Consider the following 26,778-nt stretch of genomic DNA (forward strand, 5'->3'; position numbering starts at 1 on the left):
CCCTATTTCAGCGCCTCGATTTGTGGCAAATCAAAATGCTCAAGCAGTCCGTGGCACATCATTTCAGGGAAATGATTGGCGCCTTTGTTGGCGGTGATCATTTCTTTGAGGCTCTTCATCGGATTATCCAATTCAAGGGAGGCGATGGCTTCAGTTTGCACTGCCGCCAACCGCGCGGCCACGCTGAGCCGAGGGCCGATTGAATTGAGATTCACTTCACCGTCGAATTCGTTTTTAGCCCAGTTGGCAAGAGCAACGATCTGGCCGGATTGAACGCCGAGGGCGCGCTCGCCGACGGCGTGCATCAAAATCACGTGGAGGAAATCGCGGCTTTTGATTTTGGATTCGCCGAAGAAAAACGGGTCGAAAGCAACGACGCGTTGGCCGGTGGCGAGCAGTTCCTTCACGCGGGCGGTTTGGGTTTTGCGGCCGGTGTCGGAAATCAATAGCGTGGTGCCTTTGGGATTGGCCGGCGCGAAGACGGTTCCGGGAATTGTCCAGTCATTGGCGATTTGGAATTGGTAGTGCGCTACCCCGTCGAGGGCGTTTTCGCCATCGATTTTCATGGCCTTGGTTTTGTAGTTTTTGGCGTGAACGATTGTTAACAGCTTGGCGCGGCGGGCTTTTTTGCTGCCCTCTTGGGGTCGAGGCAGGTTTTTGATTAAGCCCAGCGCGAGGGTGTTAAAGGTGTGGTTGTCCTTCGGCAAAGGGACGATGAGTTCGTCGTAGGTTTTGATTTCTTTTTCACTGGGGATTTCGTTGCGGGGATATTGTTTGTCACCGGGATAAAACACGTCGCCGATGAAGCGATAAAGTTGCTGGCGATTGTCCACGCCGAAGTTGTGGGTGCCGGGTTTGAAGTTGATGTGCGTGCGCAGGAAATCGCGGCGGCCATGCAGGCTAAAGATGGGCGCGGCGGCATCGACGAGCGGCGGCAACGCGTGGCCGGCGGTGAAACAGCAGGCGTCGTAAGCGTTGTTGGTGAGCAGCACGGCGCGGTTGCCGAGCATCGCGGTGAAGTGCGTGTAGTCGGCGTAGAGGGCGAGATCGTTGGGGGTTTGCTCGGAATCACCGAGGTCCTTGCCGTGGCGCGCGCGGGTTTTGAAGCTGGAATAGCCGGCCACAGGATTGGCAAGCGTGACGCGTTCATCGAGTGAACTGATAAAAATCGTCTGCCAACCGCCACCCGAAAGGCCCGCCACCGCCACGCGTTTGGGGTCGGCACTGGGATGGGCGAGCAACACGTCGAGGCCCTTGCTCATATTGAGATAAAACGGCGCGATACCCGATGAGCCGCAGAGGTCGAGCTGGTTCATTTGATAATGCCCCATCCGATTGGCGAATTGGCCCATGCCGATCCATTCCACATTTAGCACAATCATCCCGCGCTTCACGAGGTTGATGCAGCGGAGTTGTTTGTAGTCCGTCGCCTTGCCGGTGCGCGCGTGGCCGTTGACATTCATCACCACGGGCACTTTGCCCTTGAGCTCGAACGGCTCGTAAAGAAGCGCTGGAATCCACCAGCCGGGCAATGCCTCAAATTTCAGTTTTCTGATGCGATAGCCGGGAAAATTTTCAATGGTTTCGCCCCATTCCACTTTCAGCGGCGTTTGGCGCCAAGCCGCCGCGCTGCCGCGGAAGATAACTTTGTCGAGGACGTCCTTGCGCATTTGAGCGGCCTTGGTTTTCCATTCGGCGGCGGTGCGAACGCGGGGCATTTCGGGCACGCGGGTTTCGTTGAAGACACGGACTTCTTCCAACGCAAGGTCGGGGCCAATGATTTTTTCACTGAGCGCGGCGGCGATTTGTTTTTCGTCAAGCGGAGCGGGATTGGCAATCAAAGCAGGCTGCGCCATCAAGAGCGAGGCGCGGCTGCCGGGGGAGACGCAGAGTTCGCACAGCGGCTCGGCGGTTTTGGATTGCACCGGTTCCACGTGTTTAATTTGAGTGGCTTTCCAGCCCCAACCGCCCAGCGCGACCAAGGCTGCGATGCCAAAAATAAGTACTGCTTTCATCCCAATGTGTGCTGTTGAATTGGCTGCCAATTTACCGCCAGCAGTGTGGCTTCACAAGAAAAAGCTTTGATTTTAGTGTCGAAAAGCTGTTTAACTCGCCGTTCCCCCGCGCTGTGTTGCGGCTGTATCCATGAGCGAAGAGCCAGTTTATTATTTCGATAACAACGCCACCACGCGTGTCGCGCCGGAGGTGTTGGAGACGATGCTGCCGTTTCTCACGGAGCAATGGGGTAACCCTTCCAGCGCGTATACGTTTGGCAATCGCCTCGTGGGGGCGGTGGAGGCCGCGCGCGAACAGGTGGCGGCGCTGATCAATGCCGATCCGCACGAAATCATTTTCACCAGTTGCGGCACCGAGAGTAGCAATGCCGCGCTCAATAGCGCGTTGCTCACGCGACCGGGCAAGCGACACCTTGTCACCACGGCGGTGGAGCATTCGGCCAATATTAAATTTTGCCAGGCCTTTGAAAAACGCGGCGGCGAAGTCACGTGGCTGCCGGTGGATCGCGCGGGCCAACTGGATGTGCACGAACTGCACGAAGCCATTCGCGAAGACACGGCAGCCGTCACGGTGATGCTGGCTAACAACGAGACAGGCGTGATTTTTCCGATCGAAGAAATCGCCGCGATGTGTCGTGCCAAGAATGTGCTGTTCCATACCGACGCCGTGCAGACGCCCGGCAAATTGAAGCTCGATGTGAAATCGATGGGCGTGGATTTCCTTTCGCTCTCGGCCCATAAACTCCACGCGCCCAAAGGCATCGGATTATTGTACGTGCGGCGAGGCACGCCGTGGCAACCGTACGTGATGGGTGGCGGTCAGGAAAGCGGCCGACGCGGCGGCACAGAAAACGTCGCGCAAATCGCCGCCTTCGGTCGCGCAGCTGAGTTGGCGATGGCAGGCTTGGAAAAGGACGCCGCGCGCATCCGCGCACTGCGCGATCGGATGGAGGAAGGCATTATGAGCAGCATCGAAGGGGTCACGCGCAATGGCGCGCGGGAACCGCGTTTGCTGAACACCAGCAACTTGAGTTTTGCTAATTGCGAAGCGGAGGCAATTTTGTTGCTGCTCGATCGCGAAGGCATTTGCGCCAGCAGCGGCTCGGCGTGCACCACCGGTTCGCTGGCGCCGAGCCACGTTTTGACGGCGATGGGCGTTTCGCCCGAACACGCGCTCGGCTCGGTGCGACTGAGCCTCAGCCATTACTCCACCGATGCGGAAGTCGATTTTCTGCTAGAAAAACTACCCGGAATGATTGCCAAACTACGCGGCGCTTCCCCGCGCTCGATGGAGCCCACCGCGCAATCCGCCCGATCTTAGCCCGAACAAAAACCTGGTTTTTCTTTGTAACGCTTCGCAACATAAAACGTCATAAAGACGGAAATAATTTTATGAAAACAGTTGTAGCCATCATTGCAGCCATGCTCGTGAGTTCAGCGATTACTTTCGTTGTCACCAGCTCATCCAAACAATCCAATGTCCAAGAGCGAAAGGACTCGGAGAAAAACGCCCACGGAGAAGAATTGGTTAAACTCCGCAAAAAAGTGCAGGAATTGGAGACCGCAGCCAAATCGCAGGCCGCTATTGTACTCAAGGAATCCAACATTCAAGTGCCCGGCGTGGTTACTGATCCGGCGGATCTCATCGACCAACTTTCAGCCGATGGCACCACCGGAGCAGACGTGGAATCACAGAAGCGAGTGATCCATTATTTTGAAAGCCTCGTGGATGCCGGAGAAACCTCGTTGCCCGCCATCTCTGATTTTATGAATCAACGATTGGACAGAGAATTTGGCCGCCCCAGCTTCCGCCAACAGCTCAATATCACCAACGCACAAATGGAGGAAATGAAAGCCTTCGGGGAAAAACAAAGGGATGAAATTCGCGCCAAGATGGGTGAAATAATGGGCAATCAGGAACTGACCCGCGACGAACGCCGCGATAAAATTCGGGAAATCTTCACCGGCGGTGCCGAAAAATTTATGGGACTGATGACCGACGAACAAAAAGCTCAACTGGAACAAATGGGAGGAGATCAAGGCGACCGTATCCGGATGATGATGCGCGGCTTCGGCGGTGACCGAGGAGGCTGGGGCGGTGGCGGTGGCGGAGGTGATCGCGGCGGACGAACATTCGGTGGCGACCGCGGGGGGCGTTAGGCCAACGACCAAGCCAATCAATCTGAAACTCAAATCACGAATCCAATACAATGAAACATACGCTTAATATCCTAATTATCCTGATGCTCACCGGAGTTGTCTCCGCTCAACCCGGCGGCGGCCGCCCAGGCGGTGGACGCCCCGGCGGCGAACGGCCCGGAGGCGAGCGCCCCAGTCGTCCCGGCGAACCCCAACGCGTGATGCCCATTTCCCTGCGCATCGGCCTCATCGAAACCCTGGGCCGCATTGGCGGTGCGGATGCCGAAGCGATCCTCGTGAGAACCCTCAAGCAAACACAGGTTGGCGTTGAAGTATCGCTCATCGACCGCCAGCTCACCAAGCTGGCCGACGGCGCAGAACATCCGTACAAAGACAAAGTACTCAGCGCGGCCAAATACATACTCCGAAATCCGCCTGACGCGGCCAACGATATCCCCGGCCAACTCGATATGCGCGCCGTGGGTGCTCTGTGGGATATTTTAGTGCGCTACAAAGACACCACCTTCAAGGATGATGCCGAGAAAATGCTTGTCACCGAAGAAGGCCTCAACCGCCGCGCGCTTGACTACCTCACCCGCGTGCTCGAAGCGCAGTCGGTACCCATCCTTGCCACCGCTTATTATGATGCCAATATTAAGGATAGCACCAAGAATGATCTGTGGGGACGCATCAACGATTACCTCGACGAATCCCCCGCAGCCGGCACGGTGATGGTGGATCGCTTCAAGGACGGCCTGCAAAAAATGGCCACCGAAGCGGCCGAAAAAGCCAAACGCGATGCCGAGCGCGCCGCAGGCGGCAACACCCAAGGCGGCGGAAACCGCGGCGGATTTGATTTCCGTAGCATGATGGGTGGCGGCAGAGGCGGGGGCGCACGCAATGAACTGGTGCGCGACCTCACCCGGCTAGGCGAAGGCAAAGACCTTACCGCCGAAGCCATTAACAACCGCCGCGGCATTCTCACGAGCATCAAGGCCACCACCAATGATGAGAACTTTCAAACCATGTTTGTCTCCGTTGAAAAACGCCTCGATGAACTCGCCAACCCCACCGAGGAAACCAGCAGCCGATTCCGCATCAGCGACCCGCAGGAAGCCGCCCGCCGCGAAGAAATGCGCAAGCGCCTCGAAACCTTACGCAATGGCGGAGGCGGTGGTGGCGAAGGCAGACCCACTGCACCGCGCACACCCGGCGGAGGAAACTAAGCCAGCTCAAACCCCACATTCATTTCACAGCGCCCCACAGAAACGTGGGGCGTTTTTTTGTGGCCAAACCGTTAGGGCATCGGCCGATCGTCCAGCCGCCGCTGCAGGCAAACCACATCCCGCCATTCGCCAAACTTGCAGCCCGCCTCTGGAAACACCCCCGCCTGTGTGAAGCCGTGTTGCGCGTGCAGTTGCAGGCTCGGTTCATTGCCCGCATCAATCGTCGCCAGCACCACGTGCAGCTGCCGCGCGCGCCCCGCCTCCATCAACTTACCCAATAACCGGCCGCCGATGCCCTGCCGCCGATGCCGCTCCGCCACGTACACCGCCACCGCGCCGGTGAAGCGAAATCCCATCCGCTCCTGATGCGGCCCCAGCGAGCCCCAGCCCACAATCACTCCGTTTGATTCCGCCACCAAAACGGGAAAATTGCGCCCCGAAAAATGATCAAACCATTCCTCCCGTTGCGCCAGCGTGTGCGGCACGTCTTCATACGCCGACGCCGGCTCGCGCACGGCGGCATTATAAATCACCAAAATCCCCGGCACATCCTCGCGCAACGCCGGCCGAATTTTTACAGCATCGCTCACCCACGCAAGAAACCACACGGCCCCAATCGGCACGAGCCTTTTTGCTGTAGCCCGTGCCGGTGGCACGGGCCCCCGGCCCACCGGGCCGGGCTACAAAAAACCAAAGCGCCAGAACCTCGGGAGGGCGATGGTTTTTGCCAGTTTGACTCCCTGCACTTTTCCGCTATCCTCCGCGCCCCAATTCAATCAATGAGCAAACGCAAATACAATGTAGCCGTCGTGGGCGTGACCGGTGCCGTGGGGCAGGCGATGCTGCGCGTACTGGAGGCGCGACGCTTCCCCGTGGACCAACTCGTACCGCTCGCTTCCAAGCGCAGTGCCGGCAAGCGCGTGCGTTTCAACGGCAAACAAATTACCGTGCGCGAACTCACGCACAATTCGTTTGATGGCGTGGACATCGCACTCTTCAGTGCCGGCGGCGACATCAGCAACAAGTTTGCGCCCGCGGCCGTAAAAGCCGGCGCGGTGGTGGTGGATAATTCCAGCGCCTTCCGAATGGAAAAAAATGTGCCGCTCGTGGTGCCGGAAATCAATGGCGCGGATGTGCCCAAACATCACGGCATCATCGCCAATCCCAACTGCAGCACCATTGTCACGCTGATGGCGTTGCATCCGTTGCACGCGGCGTTTGGCGTGAAGCGGATTTTTGCGGCCACCTATCAGGCCGTGTCGGGCAGCGGTGCGCAGGGGATTGTGGAATTGGAATCGCAGGTGAAAGACCTCGCGCGCGGACGCAAAATTTCAAAATCAGTTTACCCTCACCAAATTGCCTTCAACGCCCTGCCCCACGTGGATGCCTTTCTCCCAAACGGCTACACAAAGGAAGAAATGAAACTCGAAAATGAAGGCCGTAAAATTTTGCATCACGCACGGTTCAAAGCCAGCACCACCTGCGTGCGCGTGCCGGTGTACCGCGCGCATTCCATTGCGGTGAACGCGGAGTTCGACAAACCCGTCACTGTAGCCGCAGCGCGCCGGGTTTTAACCAAAGCCCCGGGACTGGAACTGATCGATGACGTATCCAAAAACATTTACCCGCTGGCGCTGGAATGTGCTGAAAAAGACAACTGCGCCGTGGGCCGCATCCGCAAAGATTGCGCCATGAAAAACGGCCTGAGTTTTTGGGTCGTTGGGGATCAAATCCTCAAAGGCGCCGCGCTCAACGCGGTGCAAATTGCGGAGGAACTCGTTTAACGCACCTGCGCTATTGAAGCGGCCCCACCGGATTGGGCTTCCGCTCCACCCTTGGAGGAGGATTCAGCGGAACTGCTGGAACTTGAGTTCCCTTTTGAACCCCCTTTAAAACTCCCTTCATTGCCTGTTCCTTCTTTGGCCTTTTTTGTGCCACGCTCAAAACGCTTATGCGCGTGTGTATTGATGGCCGGGGCTCTGCTGCCCGATGTAAAACGTGCCACGGGTTGGCGCATCCTCAGAGAATAACGCATGCTTTGGCCCACGGTGCGGGCGGCGCGAGTGCCAACTATGGCTCCGCGGCGAGCACTGGATACAGCCACTCTTGACTGCCTGCCACGCACGACCGCATTGATCGCGCTGCGCGGTTGGGTGTTCACGACCACCTTGGTATTGGTTTTCTGCTGTTGCTTTTTCTGAGTGGTTTGCTGGGTTTGAGTTATCACTTTGGATTGAGTCGCGTTACTGGATTTGCCTTGGGTTTTACCCAGACCCGCTTCGCTGGCCCCCACTGAAGTTTTCACAGGATCGTTTTTGGATTTACTGCTCGACTGCTGCTTTGAAACCAACGAGCCTGACGTGCCGTTCATCTGGGTGGCGCTCCCACCGGAGGTCACCATTTTGCCACCGGAACTCGAACTGCCGCCCGAAGACACCGCTGCGCGGCCCAACTCCACGATGCCAAATACCAACATCGAAAAAACAACGATGCCAATCATCATCGGAGGAAATCTTTCTTCAATAAGCTTTCTCACTGCGTTCAAACTACCTGAATTGGACGGTTTGTAAAGCTTCTGTCCCTATAAAAAGAAGAGATTTTTTGCCAACACACAATTCCAAGGAAAAACACCTTTTTTTCGACTCATGTAACCTCACCGGCCCGTTATCCGTATTAAAAGCTGGGACACCCTATGAATTTCAGCCTAACCATTTTGCTGCTGCTAATCACCCCCGCGCCCGCAAAGGTGGCGGATACCGGCTTGGCGCTGCCGGATTTACGCGGGCGCGAGATCACGCCATTGCGTGCGCCGGGCAAAAAAAACAAGCAGCCCGCCGTGCTTGTGTTCACCACCCCCGATTGTCCGGTGGCCAATAAAATGGTGCCGGAGATTCGGCGCATCGCAAAAGATTTTAATGGGCGCGCACAATTCACGCTGGTGTATGTGGATCCTGAGTCCACTCCCAAAACACTCGAGCAACATCAAACTGATTTTGCGTTGGGCAACATCGCCGGCGTGCACGATCGCCAACACCGGCTCGTGCGCACGGTAGGTGCCACGGTAACGCCCGAGGTGGTGGTGGTGCTGCCCGATGGCGCCATTGCCTATCGCGGGCGCATCAATAATTTTTATGAGGACTTCGGCAAACCACGCCGGGTGATCACCCAACACGACCTGCGCGATGCCCTCACCGCCGTGCTCGCCGGACGGCCCGCACCCAAGCCGCGCGGCGAATGCATCGGCTGTTTCATTCCCAAACTAAAGCGCCAATAAAATGAAAACCACCTTGTTCAAATTGATTGCACTCACCAGCCTCGCCGCATTGCCGGCGCGGGCGGAAGTGACTTTCACCCAAGACGTCGCGCCGATTATTTTTAATAATTGCACTTCCTGCCATCGGGCCGGCGAGGCGGCGCCGTTTGAGTTGATCAACTTCAACGACGTACGCAAACGCGGGCGGTTGATTGCGCGCGTCACCGAAGACCGCGTGATGCCGCCTTGGCACGCGAAGAAAAGTTCATTTGCCTTTCACGGCGACCGACGGCTTTCGGACAAACAAATCAAAACCATCAGCCAATGGGTGGAGGCGGGGATGCCCGAAGGCGATGCGGCGCAGTTGCCACCCTTGCCCAAGTTCACCGCCGGTTGGCAGCTGGGCAAGCCGGATCTCATTGTGAAAATGACCGAACCCTTTTCCGTGCCGGCCGAGGGCCGCGATATTTATCGCAGCTTCGTCGTGCCGCTGAATTTGCCGAATGATAAATGGCTTAAGGCCGTGGAGTTCCGGCCCGGCGCGCGGGCGGTGGTGCATCACTGTTTGTTTTCGTATGACACCACCGGCGAGGCGCGCCAACTGGATGCCGCGGACCGTCAACCGGGTTTTCGCCGCATGCGCAGGCAGGGGCGCGGTGTGGGCTCGCTGGGCGGCTGGGCGGTGGGCGGGCAGCCGCGTCCGTTGCCGGCGGATCTTGCGTGGCATCTGCCCAAAACCGCAGACTTGGTTTTGAATATGCACTACCATCCCAGCGGTAAACCCGAGATGGACCAATCCACGATCGGATTTTATTTTACGGACAAGCCGCCACGCACGGCGTTCACAGGCGTGCAATTGCCACCGGCATTTGGCGCGCTCTCGGGCGTCGATATTCCACCCGGCGATAAGGCGTACAAGGTGACCGACAGCTTCACGCTGCCCATCGCGGTGGAGGCCTTTGCCATCAGCGCACACGCGCATTATCTCGGCAAACATCTTCAGATGACCGCCACCTTGCCGACCGGTAAACAATTGGATTTGCTGAACATCCCCGACTGGGATTTTTCGTGGCAGGAACAATATCAATTTAAAGAATTCATTCAGCTCCCCAAAGGCACGCGATTGGATTCCACGGTGATTTGGGATAATTCCGCCGCCAACCCGAACAATCCCAGCGTGCCACCGTCGCGCGTGCGATGGGGCGTGGAGAGCGACGACGAAATGGGCTGCCTCACCCTCCTCTGCCGCCCCGCACCGGGCGAGCGTTATGCGACCTTGACCTCCGCGTACTTCCGGCACTTCGCCGAGGTGCGCACCCGCACAGCGCGCGAAATGGCCGCACGCGCACAGGGGCCCAACGGCGATCGTATACTCGATGCGTTCCTGCGCCGCAATGATCGCAACCGCAACGGCAAAATCGATTTGAACGAAGCCCCGCGCTGGTTACAACCGGCGTTTGACCGGGCTGACAAAAATAAAGATAAAGCGCTCGATGCCGCTGAATTAAAAGCGGCCCGCGATCGTTTAAGAATAAATCAATGAAACAACTCATCGCCATCTTCGCCGCCGCATTGGTGGGCGGCGCCGCCACGTTTGTCATTACCTCGGGCAACGACACACCCGCGCGTGCCGACCACGAAAACTTCGCGATCCACGACGAAAAACTCGCCGAACTGCGCCGCGAAAATCAAGCTCTCAAAGCGCGCCGCAACATCCCGGAGATCATCGAAATTGAAGCGCCCCCCGTAACGCCGGAAGCGCCCATAACGGATGCCACGTTTTATTTGGACAAACTCAAGGAACTCAAACCCGACGACGGCCGCACCAAACGCCGCGCAGTACATTACTTTGAATCGTTGGTGGATTTGGACGACACCGCGCTGCCGCCCATCGGGGAGTTCCTCGCCGCCAGTCAGGATTTGGAATTTCTAATGCCAGCGGAGCCGCGCCCCGAACCGCGCAATGAAGACGAAGCCCGCCGCCGCAAATGGCGCGAAGGTGAGGCCGGCCGTTACTTCCGCCCCTTTCCGAAACCGGATAATTCCTTCCCGCCCACGCTAAGGCTTGGCCTTTTGGAAACCATCGCCCACATCGGCGGCAACTCCGCCGAGACGTTGCTGCTTAAGGTGCTGGAAAAAACCCTGCGAGGCGTGGAGGTCGCTTACCTCGAAATTGCCCTGCAGGAAATCGCCCCGGATCAATACCTCGACCGCATCCTCGCCGTCACCCGCGCCATCCTCGCCAATCCGCCCGCGGTGGCCGAGGACGCCGGCGAATTGGACCGCCGCACCAAGGGTTATCTTTATTCCATTCTCGTGAAACACAACGACCGCATTTTTGTGGATACCGCTAAAGGGTTGCTCATTACCGAGGATGGCTCGCTCGATGGCTACGCGCTTTCGTACCTGCGCCAAGTGCTCGGCGTGGACGCCATGCCCATTTTGCTTGCGGCCTACAAAGATCCGCGCATCACCAATGAATTTCACAAAGCCGCCCTGCGCGATGCCGCCCTGCGCTTCATCGGCACCAGCGCCGAGGCCGATGCCATTTTTCACGAGAGCGTGAAGGAAGGCCTCGCCAAAGTGAAGAAGGGCGATATGTTTGACTTCAAACGCTACGAGCACATCGCCCAACCACTCGGCGCGTTGATGCGCGATGTGCACGAGCAACCCGTGCACGTCATCACCGCCCGCCGCAAACTGCTCGGCGATGTGCGCAAACAATCCAGTGACATCCTCCTGCAATTCGGTTTCTCCGCTATGGACAAACGACTCGGCGAAGAACAAAAACGCAGGCAATCCGGAGACCCCAAATAATGAAACAAATCATCGCCATCCTCGTCGCCACCTTCGTGGGCGCCGCCGCCACATTCATCCTCAAATCCCCTGCCGCCACCTCAGCCGGATTTGACGCGGAAAAGGAAAAACTAAAAGAACAAATCGCCCGGCTACGCGGTGAACTCAAAAATACCGATGCCCAAGGCAACCGCATCACCACGGTTGAAACAGAAAAAGTCATCACCGTCACGGCCCGAATCCAGCCGGAGGAAATTTTGGAGGAACTCAAAACCATGCGCCCCGGCGATGAGAACCGCCAACAAACGATGCGCCGCGTCATCCATTATATGGTGGGCCTCACCGATGCCGGCGAAGCCGCCTTTCCGGCGATCAAAGCATTTTTGTTGCAGGAAAATCCCGTGGACATCGAATACGAATCCAACGCCATCGCCTTCGACCGCGAACAAGCCGCCGCCGCCGCTGCCAAGGCCAAAGGCGAGGACGCCACGCAAGGCCGCATCAGCGGCTTTGTACGATCGGGCTTTGGCACCTATTTCATGTCTCGCGAACTCCTCAAACAAACCCGCCAACTCGCTCCGCGATCATTGCGCCTCGGCCTGTTGGACGTCGTGGCCGACATCGGCGGCAACCCAGCCGAGGCCATTCTCGCCAATGTACTCGCCAAAACCGGCCGAGGCCTTGAGGTGGCTTACCTCGACGGCTTGCTCGAAAAAATCGCCGGCGATGCCTATCGCGATCAAGTGCTCGAGACCGCCCATTTGCTCCTCAAACATTCCCCCAGCGGCGATGCCGCCAGCCTTTTCGACGAAACCTCACGCGCCTATCTCTTTGCCCTGTTGGTAAAATACCGCGACGCCACCTTCGTCGACATCGCTAAAACCCAAATCATCACCGCCGATGGCCGCGTCGATGGCGCCGTCGTCCACTACCTCACCTCCGTCCTCGGCGAAAAAGCCGTTCCGCTTTTGTACGCAAAAATAAACGACAAAAGCCTCACCGATAACGGCGACAAAATGGCCCTCGGCGATGCCATCCTCAAACACGTCGGCACCAACGCCGACAGCGACAAATTTTTCGCCGAAGTCATCACCGACGAAAAACTAGGCACCATTCGTTTCATGGCACTGGGCCACCTTATGGGTGGCGACAACTCCGAGCAAACCCTCCGCAACCGCCAAAAACTCATCCAATCCATCCAAGCCGATTCCAAAGACGAAGGCCTCAACCGAATGCTCGAAGGCACAAACAACCGCATCGAAGTCATGCTAGACCCCACCAAAGCCGGCACCCTAAACACCGGCGGCGGCCCCGCCGGTTTGCTCGAACTCTTCAACCCCGGCAACAAATAACTCGACCAGTAACGCAGATCAAAATCTGCACCAATTTCGTTTTTGTGATTTGCAGTCGGCAGCGGAATAGCTAAAATATCGGCGTTCACAACATCCTTCATCCAATGAAAAATCTATTTGCACTTCTTTTCGCATCCACACTGATCGCCTTCCAAATTCAAGCCCAGCTGGATCACATTGTATACGAAGCCAAATCCGGCCCCGGCAACGGGAAACACTTGGTTTTCCTGACTGGCGACGAGGAATACCGGGGCGAGGAAGGCCTGCCGATGATGGCTAAGATTCTCAGTCAGCGTCACGGATTCAAGTGTACCGTGCTCTTTTCATTGAATGACAAAGGCGAAATTGATCCCAATAATCAGAAAAGCCTTTCTCACCCGGAAGCGTTGGATTCCGCTGATGCCATCATCATGCTGTTGCGTTTCCGCACGTGGGATGAGGCAACCTACAAGCATTTTGACAATGCCTGCAATCGGGGCGTGCCGATCATCGGCCTACGCACCAGCACCCACGCGTTCCGGGGCAAACTCGGCGGCTTTGGCAAACGTGTCCTGGGCGAAGGCTGGGTGAGTCACTGGGGCGGTCACAAACGTGAGGCCTGCCGCGGTGTGATTGAACCCTCCGAGAAGAACAACCCCATCTTCAATGGCGTCACCGACGTATTTGCTGACTCCGATGTTTACGAAGCCTACCCGGCTCAGGACGCGAAAATCCTCATGCGAGGCTTGGTGCTGGAAAACATGAAACCCGATTCAAAGCCGTCCACCCGCACGAAGAAGAACCGTAAGCTCAAACAAGAATCCGGCATCAACGATCCCGCCATGCCCGTGGCTTGGACGCGCAACTATCAGTGGCCGTCGGGTAAAATCAGCAAAATTTTCTGCTCCACCATGGGTGCGGCCACAGATCTGCAAAGCGAAGGGCTGCGCCGGTTAATCGTCAATGCCGTTTACGCCGGCCTGGAAATAGACGTGCCAAAAAAGGCCAATGTGGACTACGTAGACCCCTATAAGCCACTCTTCTATGGGTTCAATAGTTTCCGCCGCGGCATCAAGCCCGCCGATCACGCGCTTGGAAAAATGCTTCCTGCCGGACAACAGAAGAAATAGTTGAATCTAAAAAATAAAACAGGTTGCCCAGAGCAGCCTTGTTTATTTCTTCTTCATTTCTTCTTCGAATCAGCCTTCTTTTCAAGTCTGCAAAGGGACACTTTCTTGTTCCAATGCACCGCTGCAACTTGGATGCCGTCAGGATGCAGATCCATCCCGCGGGCGGTGTCCTGCATTTTGAATTTGTGAAACGCCTTGTCCTCACCCGCGTTCCAAAATAGCAAATACCCGCCACTGCTGCCACCGGAGCAGCCCATCATAAATCCATCCGGATGAATTACGTTACGCCAGATGACGCCTTTCACACCGGTGGTGATGTGCTTCTTCACCACCTTTTGGCTGTCCCAATCAAAGCGCAAAACAATCGGTTCGTGCACTGCGCCCAGCGGATTGCTGCCTTTGTACAGCCCACCGGCAAGCAACTGCTTCTGATCCGCCGTGAGCGCGAGGCTGCGCACGCCGCCAAAGTGCACCTGCTGGCCGCTGTTGTAGGTGTGTAAATCTTTGGCATCGAATTTACGTACTTCCTTCGCACCGGCCACATCCCACTGGCGGATGTGGCCCATTAAATCCCCGCTGAGCAACTGCTTGCCATCGGGATGAAACATCACCGAATACACATCCAGCTCGTGCCCCGCCAATTCGGCCACAGGTTTGCCGTCGGCCATGTTCCAGATTTTCACCACCCGATCATTGCCGCCGCTGGCGAGCAACGCGCCGTCCGGGCTCACGGCGAGAGTGCGAATCCAACCTTTATGCGCGGTGACCTTGCGGATGGGTTCGGGCTTGTCCGTTGCCACCGGCCACCAGATGAGCGTGTCGTCAAATCCGCTGCTCACCAGCGCATTGCCGTCTTCAGAAAACTCCAACCCGCGCACCCACGAATCGTGCCCCTTGAAAATAGTTTTGCTGCCATCGGCAAGCTTCCAGCGAATGATGGCGCGATCCTCTGCGGTGGCAAAGAGAAATTGGCCGGAGGGATCGAATCGGCAATTGATCAACGGCGCGGTATGCGCCAGTGACTTGGCGAGGTGAACCTGTTTCGCGTCCGCCGCCATGGCCGCTATGCCAACAGTTCCTTGATCGGCTCGAAGGCGGGATCCGCCAGCGGGATTTTTTGGCCGCCGATTTTGAAATTCCGGCGCGGGTTGAGGCCTAATGCGCGCAGGTAGGTGTGGAATAAATGCCCCGCGTCCACCTGCCCGTCACTGACCGCCGTACCGTTTTTGTTGGTAGCACCGTGCACCGCGCCGCGAGCAATGCCCGCGCCGCCCATGCACACACTCCACGCATTGCCCCAGTGATCGCGCCCGTAGTATTTGTTGATACGCGGCGTGCGGCCAAATTCGCTGAGCACCACGATGAGGGTGTGTTCCAGCAACCCGCGCGCGGCGAGGTCGGCCACGAGCGTGGCAAAGGGCGCATCAAATTCACCGAGCTGTTCAAAATGAAAACTAAAATTCTCATTGTGCGTGTCGTAGTTGCTGTGCGTCACCTGTACGTAGGTGATGCCATTTTCCACCAACCGCCGCGCCAACAGGCAGTGCTCGCCGAATTGCGTTTTTCCGTAGCGCTCACGGTCCTTGTCTGATTCCTTGCTCAGATCAAACACATCGCGCTGGCGCATCAATTCCTGCGCCTGCTCGAAGCTTTGTACATACGCGTCCGTCTCCGCGGTGCGACGGCGTTGGGCAAATCGATCGTTGGCTTGCTTGCGAAATTGATTCTGATTTTTTGCCGCCGCCTCAGTCACGTCCTTCGGGCGCTCGGTATAGGCCGGCGGTTTGCCGCCTCCCAGTGAAATGCTCGCGTACTTGGGGCCGAGATATGCTGCGTCATTGTTGCGGCCGCCACTCCCGCCGCTGGTCACTTTGATGTGGCCGGGCAAAGTGATCGATTCATTATCCAACCCACGCGCCACCACCGCACCCAGCTCGGGATGTGTTTGGCCGGGAGCCCGGTGACGGCCAGTGAGCATCATATAAGTGCCCTTGCCGTGATCGCCATTGCGGGTGTTGATGCCGCGCGCCAGCGCGAGATGATGCATCACCTTCGCCGTATGCGGCAGGAGTTCGCTGATTCGGATGCCCGGCACGCTGGTGGGAATGGAACGGAACGGCCCGCCGGTGTCAGTGCCCGGTTTAGGATCCCAACTCTCAAGCTGACTCAAGCCGCCGGCCATGCGCACGACGATGACTCGCTTTTGATCCTTCGTCATCTTGGCCACCGCTTCGGGCGTAGCAAACGCGCCGAGCCCGCCCAACACGGCCCCGGCCCCGGTTGCCACCCCGCCGATAAATTGTCGACGGGCAATCAAGTGCTCCTCCGAGCCACACGCATAATTACAGTTCATCGCTGATTCCTTTCCAAAAAACTAAAAGACGGGCGGCTCGTTGACGACAAACCACTGCCTCTTGGACGCCTCTGAATGCGGGCGCATTCGATGCCCCATTCAATGCCGAAACCGAAACTCCGTTGAGGTCATCAACCCCCAGGCCATCTCGCGGATGGCATCGGAGCGGTTTTTGTTTTGAGCGGTGAGGTGTTGTGCCACGGCCGCAACTTCGGCGGATGTCGGGCGGCGGGTAAGTATGGAAAGATACAATTCCTCCGCCAGCATCTTGGGGTCCGTCAATTGATTGAGCCGCCCCGCCAGCGTGCCTGTCCAACTTCGCACCGTGCCCCCGTTGGCAAAGTAAAGAGCCTGGTCGGCCGTCGCATAAAAATCCGTCTGGACCTCGCCCGCCGCACCGCCGAAGAGTTTGATGAAAATTGCCGTGTTGCCTTTCAGCTTATCATAGATAAATTTTTCCACGTGCGTTGCTCGCACCAACCCCCGCGCGGGGTCTTCCTTTGCTCCCTCCTTCAACGGATTCTTTTTGTCAAAATCCGCGAGCGCCGCCGCGCGTTGGGTAGCCACCTGGCCGCTGGCGCGCAACATACTCCAGCACAGTTGTTCAGGCGTAAGATGCGCAAAACCGCCGACCCCAAAATTATTCGCCCACCGACGGCCCAATGTTTCCGTTGCCGCAGCCACCGCCGCACCGGCTTCGTTGGCGATCGCTTGCACATCAACCAATTCCGCGGCTAATTTCCCTGTGCGCTTTTGCGCCTCTGCCAACTTCGCTTCAGCGACTGCCACGGCGCGAGTAGCCGAATCGAGTTTCCCTTGGGCGGATTGTTCAGTTGCGACGCGCCCATTGACTTCCTGCTGCGCGCGGACCACATCCCGATCCACCAGCTTCTGTAACGCCTGCAACGTGGCAATGGCATCCCGCGAGCGGGCGACGGCATTTGTCACGGGAGCCTGCAATTCGGTGACGGTGGCGAGAAAGGGTTGAGTAACCAACGCGGCAGCTTCAGCGGCGAGCTTGGCACTCGAGATGGCATTGACCACGGCGGCGGCGGCGGTTTTGGCGTGGGCTTGTTTTTCGGAAAGTGTTTTTTGTGAGGCAGCCAAAACTTGAGCCGAGGCGGCGTGTTCCTTTTGCGCGGCAACGCGGGGAAATTGCAGTTGAGCTAAAACGATGCTGAGCGGTTCCTCCTCGGCTTTGGCAGCGGCTAATTGTTTCGCGGCATCATTTACTTTGGCGATTGCAGCGACTTGAACGTTTTGCGATCGGGCCAACTCGACCATGGCTTGCGCGTCCTCCAACCGACGAATGGCGCGAGCCTCAAGGTGCATTGCGCGTTCGCGACCGCGGGCGGCGGCCTGCCATGCACGGTCGAGTGACTGCACTTGCTTGTCGATCACTGCCCAATTGGCGCGGGAGGCATCACTGATTGTTTGGGCGGCATCCAATTTTTCGGCGGCCGTCTTGGCGGTGGCCGTTTTGGTGATAGTGTCTTTTTGCGCGGCAGCAACTTCGGCGGCCAGTTTATCGACCTTGGCTTTGAGTTTGGCGGCGGGGTCAGCCAATTCCTTGTCATCCTTGAATTCATCCGCCACGGCTTTGGCCTGTGCGGCAAGGGCAGCCACTTTTTTATGCGCGGCTTGTTTGTCGGTTAATTTTTTCTGTGCAGCTGCTAATGCTTTACCAGCTGCATCGCTGGATTTTTTGGCCGTGCTGACAGGGTTAAGGGTTTTGTCCAACACACCCTGCGCGGCATATCGTTTGCCTCGGGCGACGGCCAAGGCCTCGTATGCCTTGTCGAATGCGGCCTGCGCGATTTCGGTTCCGGCATTTAATTTTTTCTGTTCAGTTTCCAGCGTGGGAATCAGGGCTGTCGGTTTTATCTGCGCAGGCAAATCGAATTGGCGCTGATAAGTTTGCGACAAGGCCAATTCGCGCAGGAAAACGCGCACATCATAGTTATGGGCGGCAAATTCATCGGCCAATAATCCGAGCAATTCTGGGTGAGCCGAGGGGTTGCCGGTATGCAGTCCGTCACGCGGCTCCACCAGCGCGCGGCCCATCATATGGCCCCACAGGCGGTTGGCGATGTTACGGCCGAAGTACGGGCTTGCGGCGGCGTGTTTGGCGAGTTGGGCGCGGCGGCTGTATTTGGGAATGCCGCGGAGGTTTTTGTTCTTTGGATTAGGTGCCACCTGCCATTCGTCGCCGAGGGAAAAGACGGGTTCGGTAATTTCAAAATCTCCGGGGACGCGCGGACGCATGCCTCCGGAGATTTCGGTGAAGACGCTCTTGAATTTGGCTTCACCGGTGGCACGCTCGGCCAGCACGGCGGGTTTTTGGGCGTCGGGCCTAAACACAAAACTGCGGCTCACGAAGGCGTAGATTCCGAAGTAGTCGCGTTGATAATAATCGTCAATGTTCGGGTGGTCGTGGCATTGGGCGCACTGGAGGTCCATGCCGAAAAATTTGCGGGCGAGGTCGCGAGTCACGAGATTGGGTTCGGCTTCGCGATCAAGGATGAATTTGGCGGCGGCGTGCGGGATGCCCGTGCGATTTCCGTCGGTGCCGATGATTTCGCCGGCCATCGCATCCCAAGGTTTATTGGCAGCAAACGCGTCTCGCAAATAACCGCGCCATGCGGGGGTTTTCACATATTTATCCGCGCGGCGCTCCATGAGCATCACGTCGAACACCGTGGCCATATGACGGGCATATTCCGGCGAAGCCAGCAATGCATCAATGGCGGCGCGGCGTTTGGTGGCCGACGTGTCATCAATGAAATCGCGGGCCTCGGCGCTGGAGGGAATGCGGCCAGTGAGATCGAGGTGCAGTCGGCGGATGAATTCTCCATCACTCGCCTGCCCGGCCAGCGGGCCCACCTGCCCCGCCGCCACGTGGCGATCGATGCGCACGTGGAAGGGCAACCCATCCGCCGCCGTCGCGCCCCATACAGGCAGCAGGGTTACAATCAAAAATAATCGGGCTTTGTGCACGTTCATTGGATTGCCGTGCGGCACAGATATTCACTGAGGTTTGGGCGATTATACGGTGCGATTGAAAATCCAGCTGAATTCCCGCGACTCCGTCTTCGGCGCGCGGCGCAGACTTCGCTCGGCCAATTTTGCATAACGCGCGCCCAATCGGCATAAATAATCCTGCGCCTCGGCGGACTCACCGGTGAGGTCGGTTAAGTGTTCCACATTCCAACGGCGGACGAGGTGCTTCACAATCTCCGCGTAATGGTTTGCCGTGTACACCCCGAGTTGCTGGGCGACGGTTGAGAAACTTTCGAACAAGCCGGGGCCCTCGCCGTCTTCCATCAGATGCGAGGGCATTACGATTTGGTCGCGCATTAAATCACGAAACGCCAGCACGGCGCCATTGGGATCCTGCTCGAAAATGTGGCCCATGAAATTGGTGTACGCCTTTTCGTGGCGCGCTTCATCGGTGGCGATGGCGCTGCAGATGGCCTGCAATCCGTCATCGCCTTCCGCGCGCGCGAGTTGGGCGACGTTTTTGTGCGAAATCTTGGTGGCCCGTTCCTGAAACGAGGTGTAAACAAATCCCTTGTACGGATCCTGCGCCGTGCCGGGATCAAATCCGTTGCGCAATAAATTTTGGATCGTCAGCTCCACCGCGCGCATATCCACCCGGCCGGTGAGGTACAGATATTTATTAAGCAAATCGCCGTGCCGGTTTTCTTCCGCGGTCCAGCCGCGCGTCCATTGCGCCCACGGGCTTTCGTCCGTGCCGGTTTTGTCACCGATTCCCTCGAATCCATTCAGCAATGATTGGTAAGTGGGCAGCGCTTCTTCCGTCACCATATCGCCCACCAAAACCACCAGCACGGCATCGGACAAGCCCTTTGCGGGTTCACGGAATTCCCCGACTTGATCCGCCCAATCTTCGGCGGTCAAGTTTGGCAGCAAATCCTGCGGCTGCCAGCATTCCTCCAGTGAATCCAGCAACCCCAGCTGGCCGGAGACAAAGCCCTCCATATCGGCGATGACCTCTCGCTGTTGTGGATTCAAGATTGGGTCTTTCGCTTGAAGCTCAAAAAATTATTCATCTTCAAATTGGAAGCCGGAGCCTCCGCTCCTGACCATACACGCAGCCTCTCCAACAACCAACGCAATACGCATTCAAATTGTTTGGAGTTGAACACAGATGACACAAATGACACTGATGAACTGGATATTCAGGATTCTTTATCCTGAATATCTGTGTTCATTTGATGGGCGAAAAATCCGTGGCGTTGAGATAAATGCGCTCTGGCCGTCTGGAGAGAATTTTGCCATCGGCCTCGGAGGCAGCTCGGGCTTTTTTCCAAGCCGGATCGCCACCAAAGCCGCTCCAATTCTTTTTGGCCTGATCCGTATTGCCGAAATGGGAAATGATGTAGATCAGCGTATTGGATTTACCCTGGTTGGCATCCATTGGCGTCCAGTAGGCGACATTCGTCATGTCATGATTCTCGAAGATCTTACAAGTATGGTCGCGGAATCGTGCATGTAGATTCTTCAACCGCTCAGGGGCCGTGGTGTAGGTGCGCAGCTCGAACGTACGGATTTTTTTGGTTATGACGGGCTTTACGAAGGGTGAGTAATCGGTGGCACTCATAAAAATACTATCGACCTTGGCGACCAACGCACCATCTTGGGTTGAGGCCTTATACGCCTTTTTCCAGTCTGGATTATTCAGAAAGGCCTGCCATGATTTCTTGTGTGCCTCCCGACTGGGCGAGCTAATTACATAAATCAACCGGTTATCGGATTGATCAACCGGCACCCAGTATCCCACGTTGGTGAGCCCGTGCTTTTCAAATAATTTGCAGGTGTGGTCGCGAAATCGCGCATTGAGTGCCTCGAGCTTACCCTCGGCCGCCGTGTAAATACGCAGCTCATAACAGCGCGTGTCCTCCGCCAAAACCCCAGCGGCCAACAGCAAAAATGCAAAGAAAGGAAGAATGCGTTTCATGTGTGCGGAAATGTTAGGGCCCGCCGTCTGAAAGGCAACTGAAAAGAGATGTCCGTTGGGTTCGATTTTGCAAATCGGCAATGCCTTGCGTTATTCAGCCAACTCCTACTTTACCCTCCGTGGTGAAGCTGCGTTTCGTGAATTGGTAATTTCGGACGGGATTAGATCGTAGCCTTGTTTGCGCCCTCCCATTAGGCGGTTGAAAACTCGTTGAGTTGTTTTGCTTGGATGCCTCAGCCCTAAATTGTGTCCCAACTCATGAGCACAAGTCCGCCCAATAGATCCAATTTTGAATGGCCGTTGTTCGAAAACAGGAAACCGGATGGGAGGCCTAGTCCCTCCCGAAGGTTTATCGGTCCAAACCCCGACCACTGCACGGTTGTTTCCTGTGCCGGAAGCATTGCCTTGAGAGGTTTGTCCGATATAGGGGAAAAGGTATAAATTAAACATATCCGGCCGGAAATTACGCTTCGGAAAAAAACTATAAATATGCGGAATGCGCGATGGGTCTGATCGCCCGTTCGCATCTCGCTTGGCGTTAAGAATAACGTTTACACTTGAATGAGTGTCGATAGTCCTTTGCAAAGGTGTGCTAATGATTTTTTCGAGTTCCCAGCTAATGTTCGCCTGTTTCCAAATCCTGTTAATTTCCGGGAGTAGATACTGTGAAATGTGTTGAGGATTGACCCACATGTCCATTTTCACGCCGCGCTTTTCCATGACTAGATCGGTTAGTATATGAACTCTCAACGGCAATACCATCAATTCATCTGGTCGAGGCGTTGGAGTCCGTGTTTGAGCTAATTCCGGGCCGGGCTCAGCATTGGAAGGCGTTGCATCTAGTAGTTGAATTGAATCGGTTTCCTTGTCGCATCCAGCGAGCATCAGCAAGGCCGATATCATCCAAGTTGTGAAACTAAAACTAGTGAATCGTAATTTCATGTTACTTCATTGCGTTGTGACTCATCTTGCTCTTCGGCAATGTTCTTCCAGCTCGTTAATCTGAGTCTCGGTGAGTGCAGATCCCCTGCCGGGGCTCAAAAATGTTTTAAAGAAATGGACTTCTTTCCCATCAATCTTCCAAGGCCCATCATCAACCTGCTTGCCATTCTTGTAAATCTCAACTACTGCATTTTCAACGCAAGACATATTTGTATTGCCCGTCTTCATAGCTGCCAGCAATTTTTTCTTCAGGGCTTTTCTATACCCCACCATCCTGACTCAGAGAAGTTTTGAGGACCATCATCAATGAGGCATTGAGAGAACGGGGCTCTGAATGACGTTCGCTGCGTTGAAACTAACCTAAGGACAGGAAACACTCTGGGCCAAAATAAATTTATGTTGAATCAAAAATCATATTTATTTATGATTCTGCCATGAGGATTGCTTTGTTCATTGCTCCACTGTTCTTCTTGATGCTCACAGAAAAAGCAGACGCGTTTGTATGGTCATTTGGGGGTGAAAAATTCGAGAAAGTTGAAGATTTACCCGACACTGATGACTACCGTAATGAGAATGGAGTATATCAAGATGCTTATGTAATATATAAACACGGTTGGATTTTATGGATACCATTATGGAATTGGGATGCACGTTATGTGCTATCGAGCGGCGGAGGAATGTATTATGAATTTGCTAATAAATCCGACGTAGCCCTGCTGGCCTTAACATATGGCCCACCCGACAAGGCTATACCGTTTTGGGAGAGTGTCGGCGGTAAAATTTTGTGGGGTGTTGTTTTGTTAATATGGGCATTTGTTAAGTTTGGTGGCGGTATGATCGCATCTTTCAGAAATACTAGTCAACAAACAGCATACGTTCAGCACCCTCCACCTTCGATAGGTTTCCCAAAAGAAATCCTAATCTCGAGAAATGGCCAACAATACGGGCCATATTCACATGAACAAGCCAAAGCGATGCTCTCATCTGGGGACCTTATTGACTCTGACAATGCTTGGTTTCAGGGCGCCGAAGGTTGGATGCCCCTTCATCAAGTTCCAGGAATCAGATAAATTCATAACTCAAACCGGCACACTCATTTTCTGAGAATGAGGTCTCTCAGGGTTTTCTGAGTGATCAGTGTGATCGCTGTATTTCCCCTGAAAACGGAGGATTTGATGTTCGTTGGGTTCGATTCCCAATCAACATTCAGTTCACTTCAACTCCACGCGTGTGTAGGGGCTGGAGATGTAGGTGGGATACACACGCGGGCCGCGGCGGATGAGCTTGCGGTGGTTGGTGAAAAAATCCACGCGCTGCGCGTCGGGCGGCAGGGGCACGGTGACGTTCCACGTGTTGCTTGGCCGATGGGCGGTCATGTTGGCCCATTGTTTGGGCTGGAAAAGTTCGCGAATGTACGCGGCGCTGCCGTCTGGGCCACGATCGAACATCCAAAAGATCCGGCCGTTATCCGCCCGCGCGCCTGAGGGGAAGGTCACCGCCACGTCGAGGCGCTGGCCCTTGCGGGTGGTTTTTACCGTGGGCGGCGGTAGCATTTTTTCGCCGCCGAAAAAATGGCTGAGCAGGAAGGCCGCCTTGTTTTGTTCATCCCGTTCCACAGCCGGATGCCGGTCGCGCACGCCGTGCCCGGAATTGGCGCGCAAATACACGGGCACTTCGGGATACTCTTTGCCGCCCCAAGCCAGATCGAACGCCACGAAATCATGGGTACCCGGATGGAACAGTACCTCCGCCCCGCGCCGGCGCAGGGCGGCGAGTTTCGGCGCTACAAAGACCTCCTCGCCCATGGCTTTCGAGAGCCGTTGCAGATCGGCCCATTTGTGCCCCACCTCCAGCGCGTCGCCGTTGTAAATGGGCCCAAAGGTGCCGCCGAGAAAGGGGTGATGCAGCAGGCGCCCCTCGACCACGCGCTCTCCGCGTTCGCGCAGTCGCGCGGCGTAGCGTGTGTTGGCTTTCCGCAGATCAGTCCACGCCGGTTCATCGCAAAGTCGCAGAGGCGACGGCCAGATGGGCGACACCGCCGCGTGCAAGGCGGTGAGGCGGTCATCCTGCAACAACGCCACCGACGGCGAGGCGCCGTTCTTCGAGCCGCCGGACATGGCCACTTTGCCTTGTTCGAAATGAGCCTTCTCCGCATAAGCCGCCGTGGTGGCCCGCATCAACGCCGCCGGCCAGCCCCAGTATTGGATGGAGTGTTTCGGATTGAGGGTCTCAATAAACTTCCGTTCCGCCAGCCGCCCCAGTTCGGGCTGCCCCGAGGCCGGCAACACCTGCACGACGGTAAAGACCAGCCCCACCCCGCCCCGCAGCAATTCGGCATCCAGCCCGCGCGGCGTGAAATTGTTCTGCATGTTTTGAAAATTATGACCGCCAGTCAGGTGGAACCCCTTTGCCTTGCGATCATGCGGCACGATAAACCGCACGGGCAACCGGTATTCATGCCCCGGCACCAATTCGCCCACGCGAATGCTGATCAGCTTCTGCCGCGTCACCACCTCCCCGCGCACGGCGTGCCAATCCTTCAACACCTTCACCTCCAGCGTGGAGGCATCGCGCATGGCGGCCATGTCGAAGAGTTCGGCCGCCAGCGAGGTCAGCGCGCCCAAACAGATACCGAGGTAAAGCCAGATTCTCATTTCTGGATGATCTTTAGCGCGGCTTCGGCGAAGCGTTTGCCCAGGGTCTTGTAGCCTTCGGCCGAGTAATGAAGGTCGTTTTTGATCTCCCTGCCGGCGCGATTTTTGCCGTCGTTCAGATCGTCCGTATCGACCCAGGCATAATTCTTCGCGCGATTGGCGATTTTCACCTGCGCTTCACGCACCATCGTCCAGTGCGGGTACCGAGTGTTTTTCAGATCAAAATCGCTGAGCCGACCGATGATGAAATTCACGTCCGTCCGCTCAAACTCCCGGCACACCTGCAGGTGCAAGCCCACCAGGCTCTCGGCATACACCGGCCCCCATTTCATTTTCGCGTCGCGCTCGCCCTGCATCCAAATAAAGGTCACTGACTTGAGTTGGTGCCCCTTCACCGCCGGACGCACCTTGGCCATCAACCGATCATACAGATCACCGGTCTTGGCCGGCTTCACGTCCTCCGGCGAGGTCCAATTTTTGTACCAACGCTGAATCGGCTGCCCGCCCAGTGCGTCCTGCACCACGATCACGTTGTCTTTGCCCAAGGCCTTTTCCACCGCGGGCGTAAAGGCCTCCTGCGGCCGGTGCCCTTGCATGTTCGATTGGCCGGACAGGATGAAGACATGCTTCGCCTCCTCGGCTTTCAAATTCCCCGCCACCAGCAGCAACGCCAGTGCGGCCATTCCGTTCATTAGATATTTCATGTTCATAAACTCACTTCCAATCCAGTCCTGAATGGAGCTGGTTAAAATTCTCGTGCCCGTCGGCGGTCACCGCCACCATGTCCTCCACGCGCACACCGCCGTGGATGGCCGAGTACAGGCCGGGCTCCACGGTGAACACTTCACGCTCCAGAATCTCGCCGCCGCCCGTGGCAAACCGTTTGCCCGGCTCTTGTATTCTCTGGCCGGATGGTTGGGGTCATCGAAAATATCTTTGTTTCGTGGGCTTCATTGAGCAAATCTTTAGTAAAACAAGATCTACGGCCATGCTCATCGCGTGTTCGAACCAAACTCTCTGCATTCGAAAAAGTCAATGTTGCGATCGATATCGCGCCCGTTGTTCGACAGTTTTTCTTGAATTCGCTTGCTATCTCGTCTCATTCGGGCACTCTCCGCACATCGCCAACAAGGCGACTTAACAAAATAAGATTATGCCAACAGGAAAAGTAGCTCGGTTCTTCGACCAAAAAGGTTTCGGTTTCATCCAACCCGATGACGGCGGCAAAGATTTGTTCGTCCACATCAACGAGGTGGATGGCGGCCAACTTCAGGAAGGTGATGCCGTTGAGTTTGAGGAAACCGAAGGCCGTAAAGGCCCGCAGGCTTCCAGCGTGAAGGTTATCTAACCTCCACCCGCTGACAGCTCAACAACTCCAACCCCGCATTAGGGCGCTCTCGATTTGAGAACATCCCCTTGTCGGCGGAGCGTTGCCTATACATCCCAAAGTATTTCAACGCACCATCCCCGCTTCGCGCAGGGCGTTGAGAATCATTTCTTTGGGGGGGACGCCGCCGGCGCCCGGGTAGCGACGTCAGCCGAGGCCGTAGTCTTCGAAGCCACGCGCTTCGGGATCGATGTCCAGCCCATGAATCTGAATGGAAGGGCTGCCCAGATAACGATGCCGCACCGCCTCTTCTTCGGTGGTGACATCCTGAATACGAATCGATAGCGAAATCTTGTGCTCCGCCAAAACCTCCCGCAAGCGTACGACCGCACGCGCGCCGTTGGATCAGCTGCCGGATTTGAGCACCACGATGGCGTCCGTTCCCACCGGCCCCTGCTCCGTGGTACACGCACCCAACCCAAGGGCCAAGGTGCAGACAGCGATGTACTTGAAAGCGTTCATCTCAAAAATTCGTAGTGGACTCGTATCGGACTCGCAGGCTCGTCCCTCCATTGCGAGTGCCGCTAGAGTAGCATTGGTGGGACGAGCCTGCGAGTCCGAATATCCATGA

General features: G+C 56.4%; 25 protein-coding genes. 11 read left to right on the forward strand and 14 right to left on the reverse strand.

What is annotated here, in order from left to right:
* Positions 1-2: 2 nt before the first annotated feature.
* Positions 3-2,015 carry an acetylxylan esterase gene (locus H8E27_08160; protein ID MBC8325584.1) on the reverse strand — a complete coding sequence of 671 codons (2,013 nt, stop codon included), beginning with the start codon at positions 2,013-2,015 and terminating at the stop codon, positions 3-5.
* A gap of 130 nt (positions 2,016-2,145) precedes the next feature.
* Here H8E27_08160 and nifS point away from each other — a divergent pair, with 130 nt between their 5' ends.
* From nifS to H8E27_08175, 3 genes are all read left to right on the forward strand, one after another.
* Positions 2,146-3,336 (forward strand): cysteine desulfurase NifS, encoded by a 1,191-nt coding sequence (nifS, locus tag H8E27_08165; GenBank protein ID MBC8325585.1) that lies wholly within the window; start codon positions 2,146-2,148, stop codon positions 3,334-3,336.
* 71 nt (positions 3,337-3,407) lie between these two features.
* Positions 3,408-4,175: a hypothetical protein gene (locus H8E27_08170; GenBank protein ID MBC8325586.1), complete on the forward strand. Its 768-nt coding sequence runs from the start codon at positions 3,408-3,410 to the stop codon at positions 4,173-4,175.
* A 50-nt stretch (positions 4,176-4,225) separates the two neighbouring features.
* The gene (locus H8E27_08175) at positions 4,226-5,380 is read left to right on the forward strand and encodes a hypothetical protein (protein MBC8325587.1); all 1,155 of its coding nucleotides are present in this window, start codon (positions 4,226-4,228) and stop codon (positions 5,378-5,380) included.
* A gap of 71 nt (positions 5,381-5,451) precedes the next feature.
* On the opposite strand, the gene H8E27_08180 is transcribed toward H8E27_08175, so the two are convergent.
* Positions 5,452-5,970 carry an N-acetyltransferase gene (locus tag H8E27_08180; GenBank protein MBC8325588.1) on the reverse strand — a complete coding sequence of 173 codons (519 nt, stop codon included), beginning with the start codon at positions 5,968-5,970 and terminating at the stop codon, positions 5,452-5,454.
* Between the two features lie 189 nt (positions 5,971-6,159).
* On the opposite strand from H8E27_08180, the gene H8E27_08185 reads away from it, so the two are divergent.
* Entirely contained in the window at positions 6,160-7,164 is a 1,005-nt protein-coding gene (locus H8E27_08185) for an aspartate-semialdehyde dehydrogenase (GenBank protein MBC8325589.1), read from the forward strand.
* Here the strand turns inward: H8E27_08185 and H8E27_08190 are convergent.
* Complete coding sequence (locus H8E27_08190) at positions 7,161-7,883, reverse strand: hypothetical protein (GenBank protein ID MBC8325590.1); 723 nt, start codon at positions 7,881-7,883, stop codon at positions 7,161-7,163. The two genes, H8E27_08185 and H8E27_08190, sit on opposite strands and share 4 nt — an antisense overlap.
* A 189-nt stretch (positions 7,884-8,072) precedes the next feature.
* Here H8E27_08190 and H8E27_08195 point away from each other — a divergent pair, with 189 nt between their 5' ends.
* From H8E27_08195 to H8E27_08215, 5 genes are all read left to right on the forward strand, one after another.
* On the forward strand, positions 8,073-8,654 hold the full coding sequence (locus H8E27_08195) for a thioredoxin fold domain-containing protein (protein ID MBC8325591.1): 582 nt from the start codon (positions 8,073-8,075) through the stop codon (positions 8,652-8,654).
* A gap of 1 nt (position 8,655) precedes the next feature.
* Positions 8,656-10,176, forward strand: coding sequence for a hypothetical protein (locus H8E27_08200; GenBank protein ID MBC8325592.1), 1,521 nt, complete (start codon positions 8,656-8,658; stop codon positions 10,174-10,176).
* On the forward strand, positions 10,173-11,450 hold the full coding sequence (locus H8E27_08205; protein MBC8325593.1) for a hypothetical protein: 1,278 nt from the start codon (positions 10,173-10,175) through the stop codon (positions 11,448-11,450). The genes H8E27_08200 and H8E27_08205 overlap by 4 nt, the downstream gene beginning before the upstream one ends.
* The gene (locus H8E27_08210) at positions 11,450-12,781 is read left to right on the forward strand and encodes a hypothetical protein (GenBank protein ID MBC8325594.1); all 1,332 of its coding nucleotides are present in this window, start codon (positions 11,450-11,452) and stop codon (positions 12,779-12,781) included. Before H8E27_08205 ends, H8E27_08210 begins: the two co-directional genes overlap by 1 nt.
* A gap of 104 nt (positions 12,782-12,885) precedes the next feature.
* Entirely contained in the window at positions 12,886-13,890 is a 1,005-nt protein-coding gene (locus H8E27_08215; protein ID MBC8325595.1) for a ThuA domain-containing protein, read from the forward strand.
* Positions 13,891-13,943: 53 nt separating this feature from the next.
* Here the strand turns inward: H8E27_08215 and H8E27_08220 are convergent, their stop codons facing one another.
* The 7 genes from H8E27_08220 to H8E27_08250 all read right to left on the reverse strand — a co-directional run bounded on the left by H8E27_08220 (position 13,944) and on the right by H8E27_08250 (position 22,394).
* Positions 13,944-14,948, reverse strand: a complete 1,005-nt coding sequence (locus H8E27_08220; protein ID MBC8325596.1) for a WD40 repeat domain-containing protein — start codon at positions 14,946-14,948, stop codon at positions 13,944-13,946.
* Between the two features lie 5 nt (positions 14,949-14,953).
* A complete protein-coding gene (locus tag H8E27_08225; GenBank protein ID MBC8325597.1) occupies positions 14,954-16,243 on the reverse strand; it encodes a DUF1501 domain-containing protein in 1,290 nt (429 codons plus the stop codon).
* A gap of 99 nt (positions 16,244-16,342) precedes the next feature.
* A complete protein-coding gene (locus tag H8E27_08230) occupies positions 16,343-19,246 on the reverse strand; it encodes a DUF1549 domain-containing protein (protein MBC8325598.1) in 2,904 nt (967 codons plus the stop codon).
* Positions 19,247-19,288: 42 nt separating this feature from the next.
* Positions 19,289-20,245: an acyl-ACP desaturase gene (locus tag H8E27_08235; protein MBC8325599.1), complete on the reverse strand. Its 957-nt coding sequence runs from the start codon at positions 20,243-20,245 to the stop codon at positions 19,289-19,291.
* Between the two features lie 229 nt (positions 20,246-20,474).
* Positions 20,475-21,224, reverse strand: coding sequence for an NIPSNAP family protein (locus tag H8E27_08240; protein MBC8325600.1), 750 nt, complete (start codon positions 21,222-21,224; stop codon positions 20,475-20,477).
* 105 nt (positions 21,225-21,329) lie between these two features.
* Entirely contained in the window at positions 21,330-22,166 is an 837-nt protein-coding gene (locus tag H8E27_08245; GenBank protein ID MBC8325601.1) for a hypothetical protein, read from the reverse strand.
* Between the two features lie 21 nt (positions 22,167-22,187).
* Positions 22,188-22,394, reverse strand: coding sequence for a hypothetical protein (locus H8E27_08250; protein MBC8325602.1), 207 nt, complete (start codon positions 22,392-22,394; stop codon positions 22,188-22,190).
* 206 nt (positions 22,395-22,600) lie between these two features.
* Here H8E27_08250 and H8E27_08255 point away from each other — a divergent pair, with 206 nt between their 5' ends.
* Positions 22,601-23,236 carry a DUF4339 domain-containing protein gene (locus tag H8E27_08255; GenBank protein ID MBC8325603.1) on the forward strand — a complete coding sequence of 212 codons (636 nt, stop codon included), beginning with the start codon at positions 22,601-22,603 and terminating at the stop codon, positions 23,234-23,236.
* Positions 23,237-23,377: 141 nt separating this feature from the next.
* Here the strand turns inward: H8E27_08255 and H8E27_08260 are convergent, their stop codons facing one another.
* The 3 genes from H8E27_08260 to H8E27_08270 are packed head-to-tail and all read right to left on the reverse strand — an operon-like array spanning position 23,378 to position 25,720.
* Entirely contained in the window at positions 23,378-24,820 is a 1,443-nt protein-coding gene (locus tag H8E27_08260; protein ID MBC8325604.1) for a hypothetical protein, read from the reverse strand.
* Entirely contained in the window at positions 24,817-25,524 is a 708-nt protein-coding gene (locus H8E27_08265; protein MBC8325605.1) for an acetyl xylan esterase, read from the reverse strand. The genes H8E27_08260 and H8E27_08265 overlap by 4 nt, the downstream gene beginning before the upstream one ends.
* Positions 25,525-25,534: 10 nt before the next feature.
* The gene (locus H8E27_08270; protein ID MBC8325606.1) at positions 25,535-25,720 is read right to left on the reverse strand and encodes a M24 family metallopeptidase; all 186 of its coding nucleotides are present in this window, start codon (positions 25,718-25,720) and stop codon (positions 25,535-25,537) included.
* A gap of 253 nt (positions 25,721-25,973) precedes the next feature.
* On the opposite strand from H8E27_08270, the gene H8E27_08275 reads away from it, so the two are divergent.
* Positions 25,974-26,168: a cold shock domain-containing protein gene (locus tag H8E27_08275; GenBank protein MBC8325607.1), complete on the forward strand. Its 195-nt coding sequence runs from the start codon at positions 25,974-25,976 to the stop codon at positions 26,166-26,168.
* A gap of 186 nt (positions 26,169-26,354) precedes the next feature.
* Here H8E27_08275 and H8E27_08280 read toward each other — a convergent pair whose 3' ends face one another.
* Positions 26,355-26,513, reverse strand: a complete 159-nt coding sequence (locus H8E27_08280) for a hypothetical protein (protein ID MBC8325608.1) — start codon at positions 26,511-26,513, stop codon at positions 26,355-26,357.
* Between the last annotated feature and the right edge of the window lie 265 nt (positions 26,514-26,778).

This window comes from Limisphaerales bacterium (genome assembly GCA_014382585.1).
Lineage (GTDB): Bacteria > Verrucomicrobiota > Verrucomicrobiia > Limisphaerales > UBA1100 > JACNJL01.

Bases quoted from the DNA above. Each gene is read 5' to 3' on its own strand.
- H8E27_08160 (MBC8325584.1), bottom strand. From the start codon at position 2,015: ATGAAAGCAGTACTTATTTTTGGCATCGCAGCCTTGGTCGCGCTGGGC.
- nifS (MBC8325585.1), top strand. From the start codon at position 2,146: ATGAGCGAAGAGCCAGTTTATTATTTCGATAACAACGCCACCACGCGT.
- H8E27_08170 (MBC8325586.1), top strand. From the start codon at position 3,408: ATGAAAACAGTTGTAGCCATCATTGCAGCCATGCTCGTGAGTTCAGCG.
- H8E27_08175 (MBC8325587.1), top strand. From the start codon at position 4,226: ATGAAACATACGCTTAATATCCTAATTATCCTGATGCTCACCGGAGTT.
- H8E27_08185 (MBC8325589.1), top strand. From the start codon at position 6,160: ATGAGCAAACGCAAATACAATGTAGCCGTCGTGGGCGTGACCGGTGCC.
- H8E27_08190 (MBC8325590.1), bottom strand. From the start codon at position 7,883: ATGATGATTGGCATCGTTGTTTTTTCGATGTTGGTATTTGGCATCGTG.
- H8E27_08195 (MBC8325591.1), top strand. From the start codon at position 8,073: ATGAATTTCAGCCTAACCATTTTGCTGCTGCTAATCACCCCCGCGCCC.
- H8E27_08200 (MBC8325592.1), top strand. From the start codon at position 8,656: ATGAAAACCACCTTGTTCAAATTGATTGCACTCACCAGCCTCGCCGCA.
- H8E27_08205 (MBC8325593.1), top strand. From the start codon at position 10,173: ATGAAACAACTCATCGCCATCTTCGCCGCCGCATTGGTGGGCGGCGCC.
- H8E27_08210 (MBC8325594.1), top strand. From the start codon at position 11,450: ATGAAACAAATCATCGCCATCCTCGTCGCCACCTTCGTGGGCGCCGCC.
- H8E27_08215 (MBC8325595.1), top strand. From the start codon at position 12,886: ATGAAAAATCTATTTGCACTTCTTTTCGCATCCACACTGATCGCCTTC.
- H8E27_08220 (MBC8325596.1), bottom strand. From the start codon at position 14,948: ATGGCGGCGGACGCGAAACAGGTTCACCTCGCCAAGTCACTGGCGCAT.
- H8E27_08225 (MBC8325597.1), bottom strand. From the start codon at position 16,243: ATGAACTGTAATTATGCGTGTGGCTCGGAGGAGCACTTGATTGCCCGT.
- H8E27_08230 (MBC8325598.1), bottom strand. From the start codon at position 19,246: ATGAACGTGCACAAAGCCCGATTATTTTTGATTGTAACCCTGCTGCCT.
- H8E27_08235 (MBC8325599.1), bottom strand. From the start codon at position 20,245: ATGGAGGGCTTTGTCTCCGGCCAGCTGGGGTTGCTGGATTCACTGGAG.
- H8E27_08240 (MBC8325600.1), bottom strand. From the start codon at position 21,224: ATGAAACGCATTCTTCCTTTCTTTGCATTTTTGCTGTTGGCCGCTGGG.
- H8E27_08245 (MBC8325601.1), bottom strand. From the start codon at position 22,166: ATGAAATTACGATTCACTAGTTTTAGTTTCACAACTTGGATGATATCG.
- H8E27_08250 (MBC8325602.1), bottom strand. From the start codon at position 22,394: ATGAAGACGGGCAATACAAATATGTCTTGCGTTGAAAATGCAGTAGTT.
- H8E27_08255 (MBC8325603.1), top strand. From the start codon at position 22,601: ATGAGGATTGCTTTGTTCATTGCTCCACTGTTCTTCTTGATGCTCACA.
- H8E27_08260 (MBC8325604.1), bottom strand. From the start codon at position 24,820: ATGAGAATCTGGCTTTACCTCGGTATCTGTTTGGGCGCGCTGACCTCG.
- H8E27_08265 (MBC8325605.1), bottom strand. From the start codon at position 25,524: ATGAAATATCTAATGAACGGAATGGCCGCACTGGCGTTGCTGCTGGTG.
- H8E27_08275 (MBC8325607.1), top strand. From the start codon at position 25,974: ATGCCAACAGGAAAAGTAGCTCGGTTCTTCGACCAAAAAGGTTTCGGT.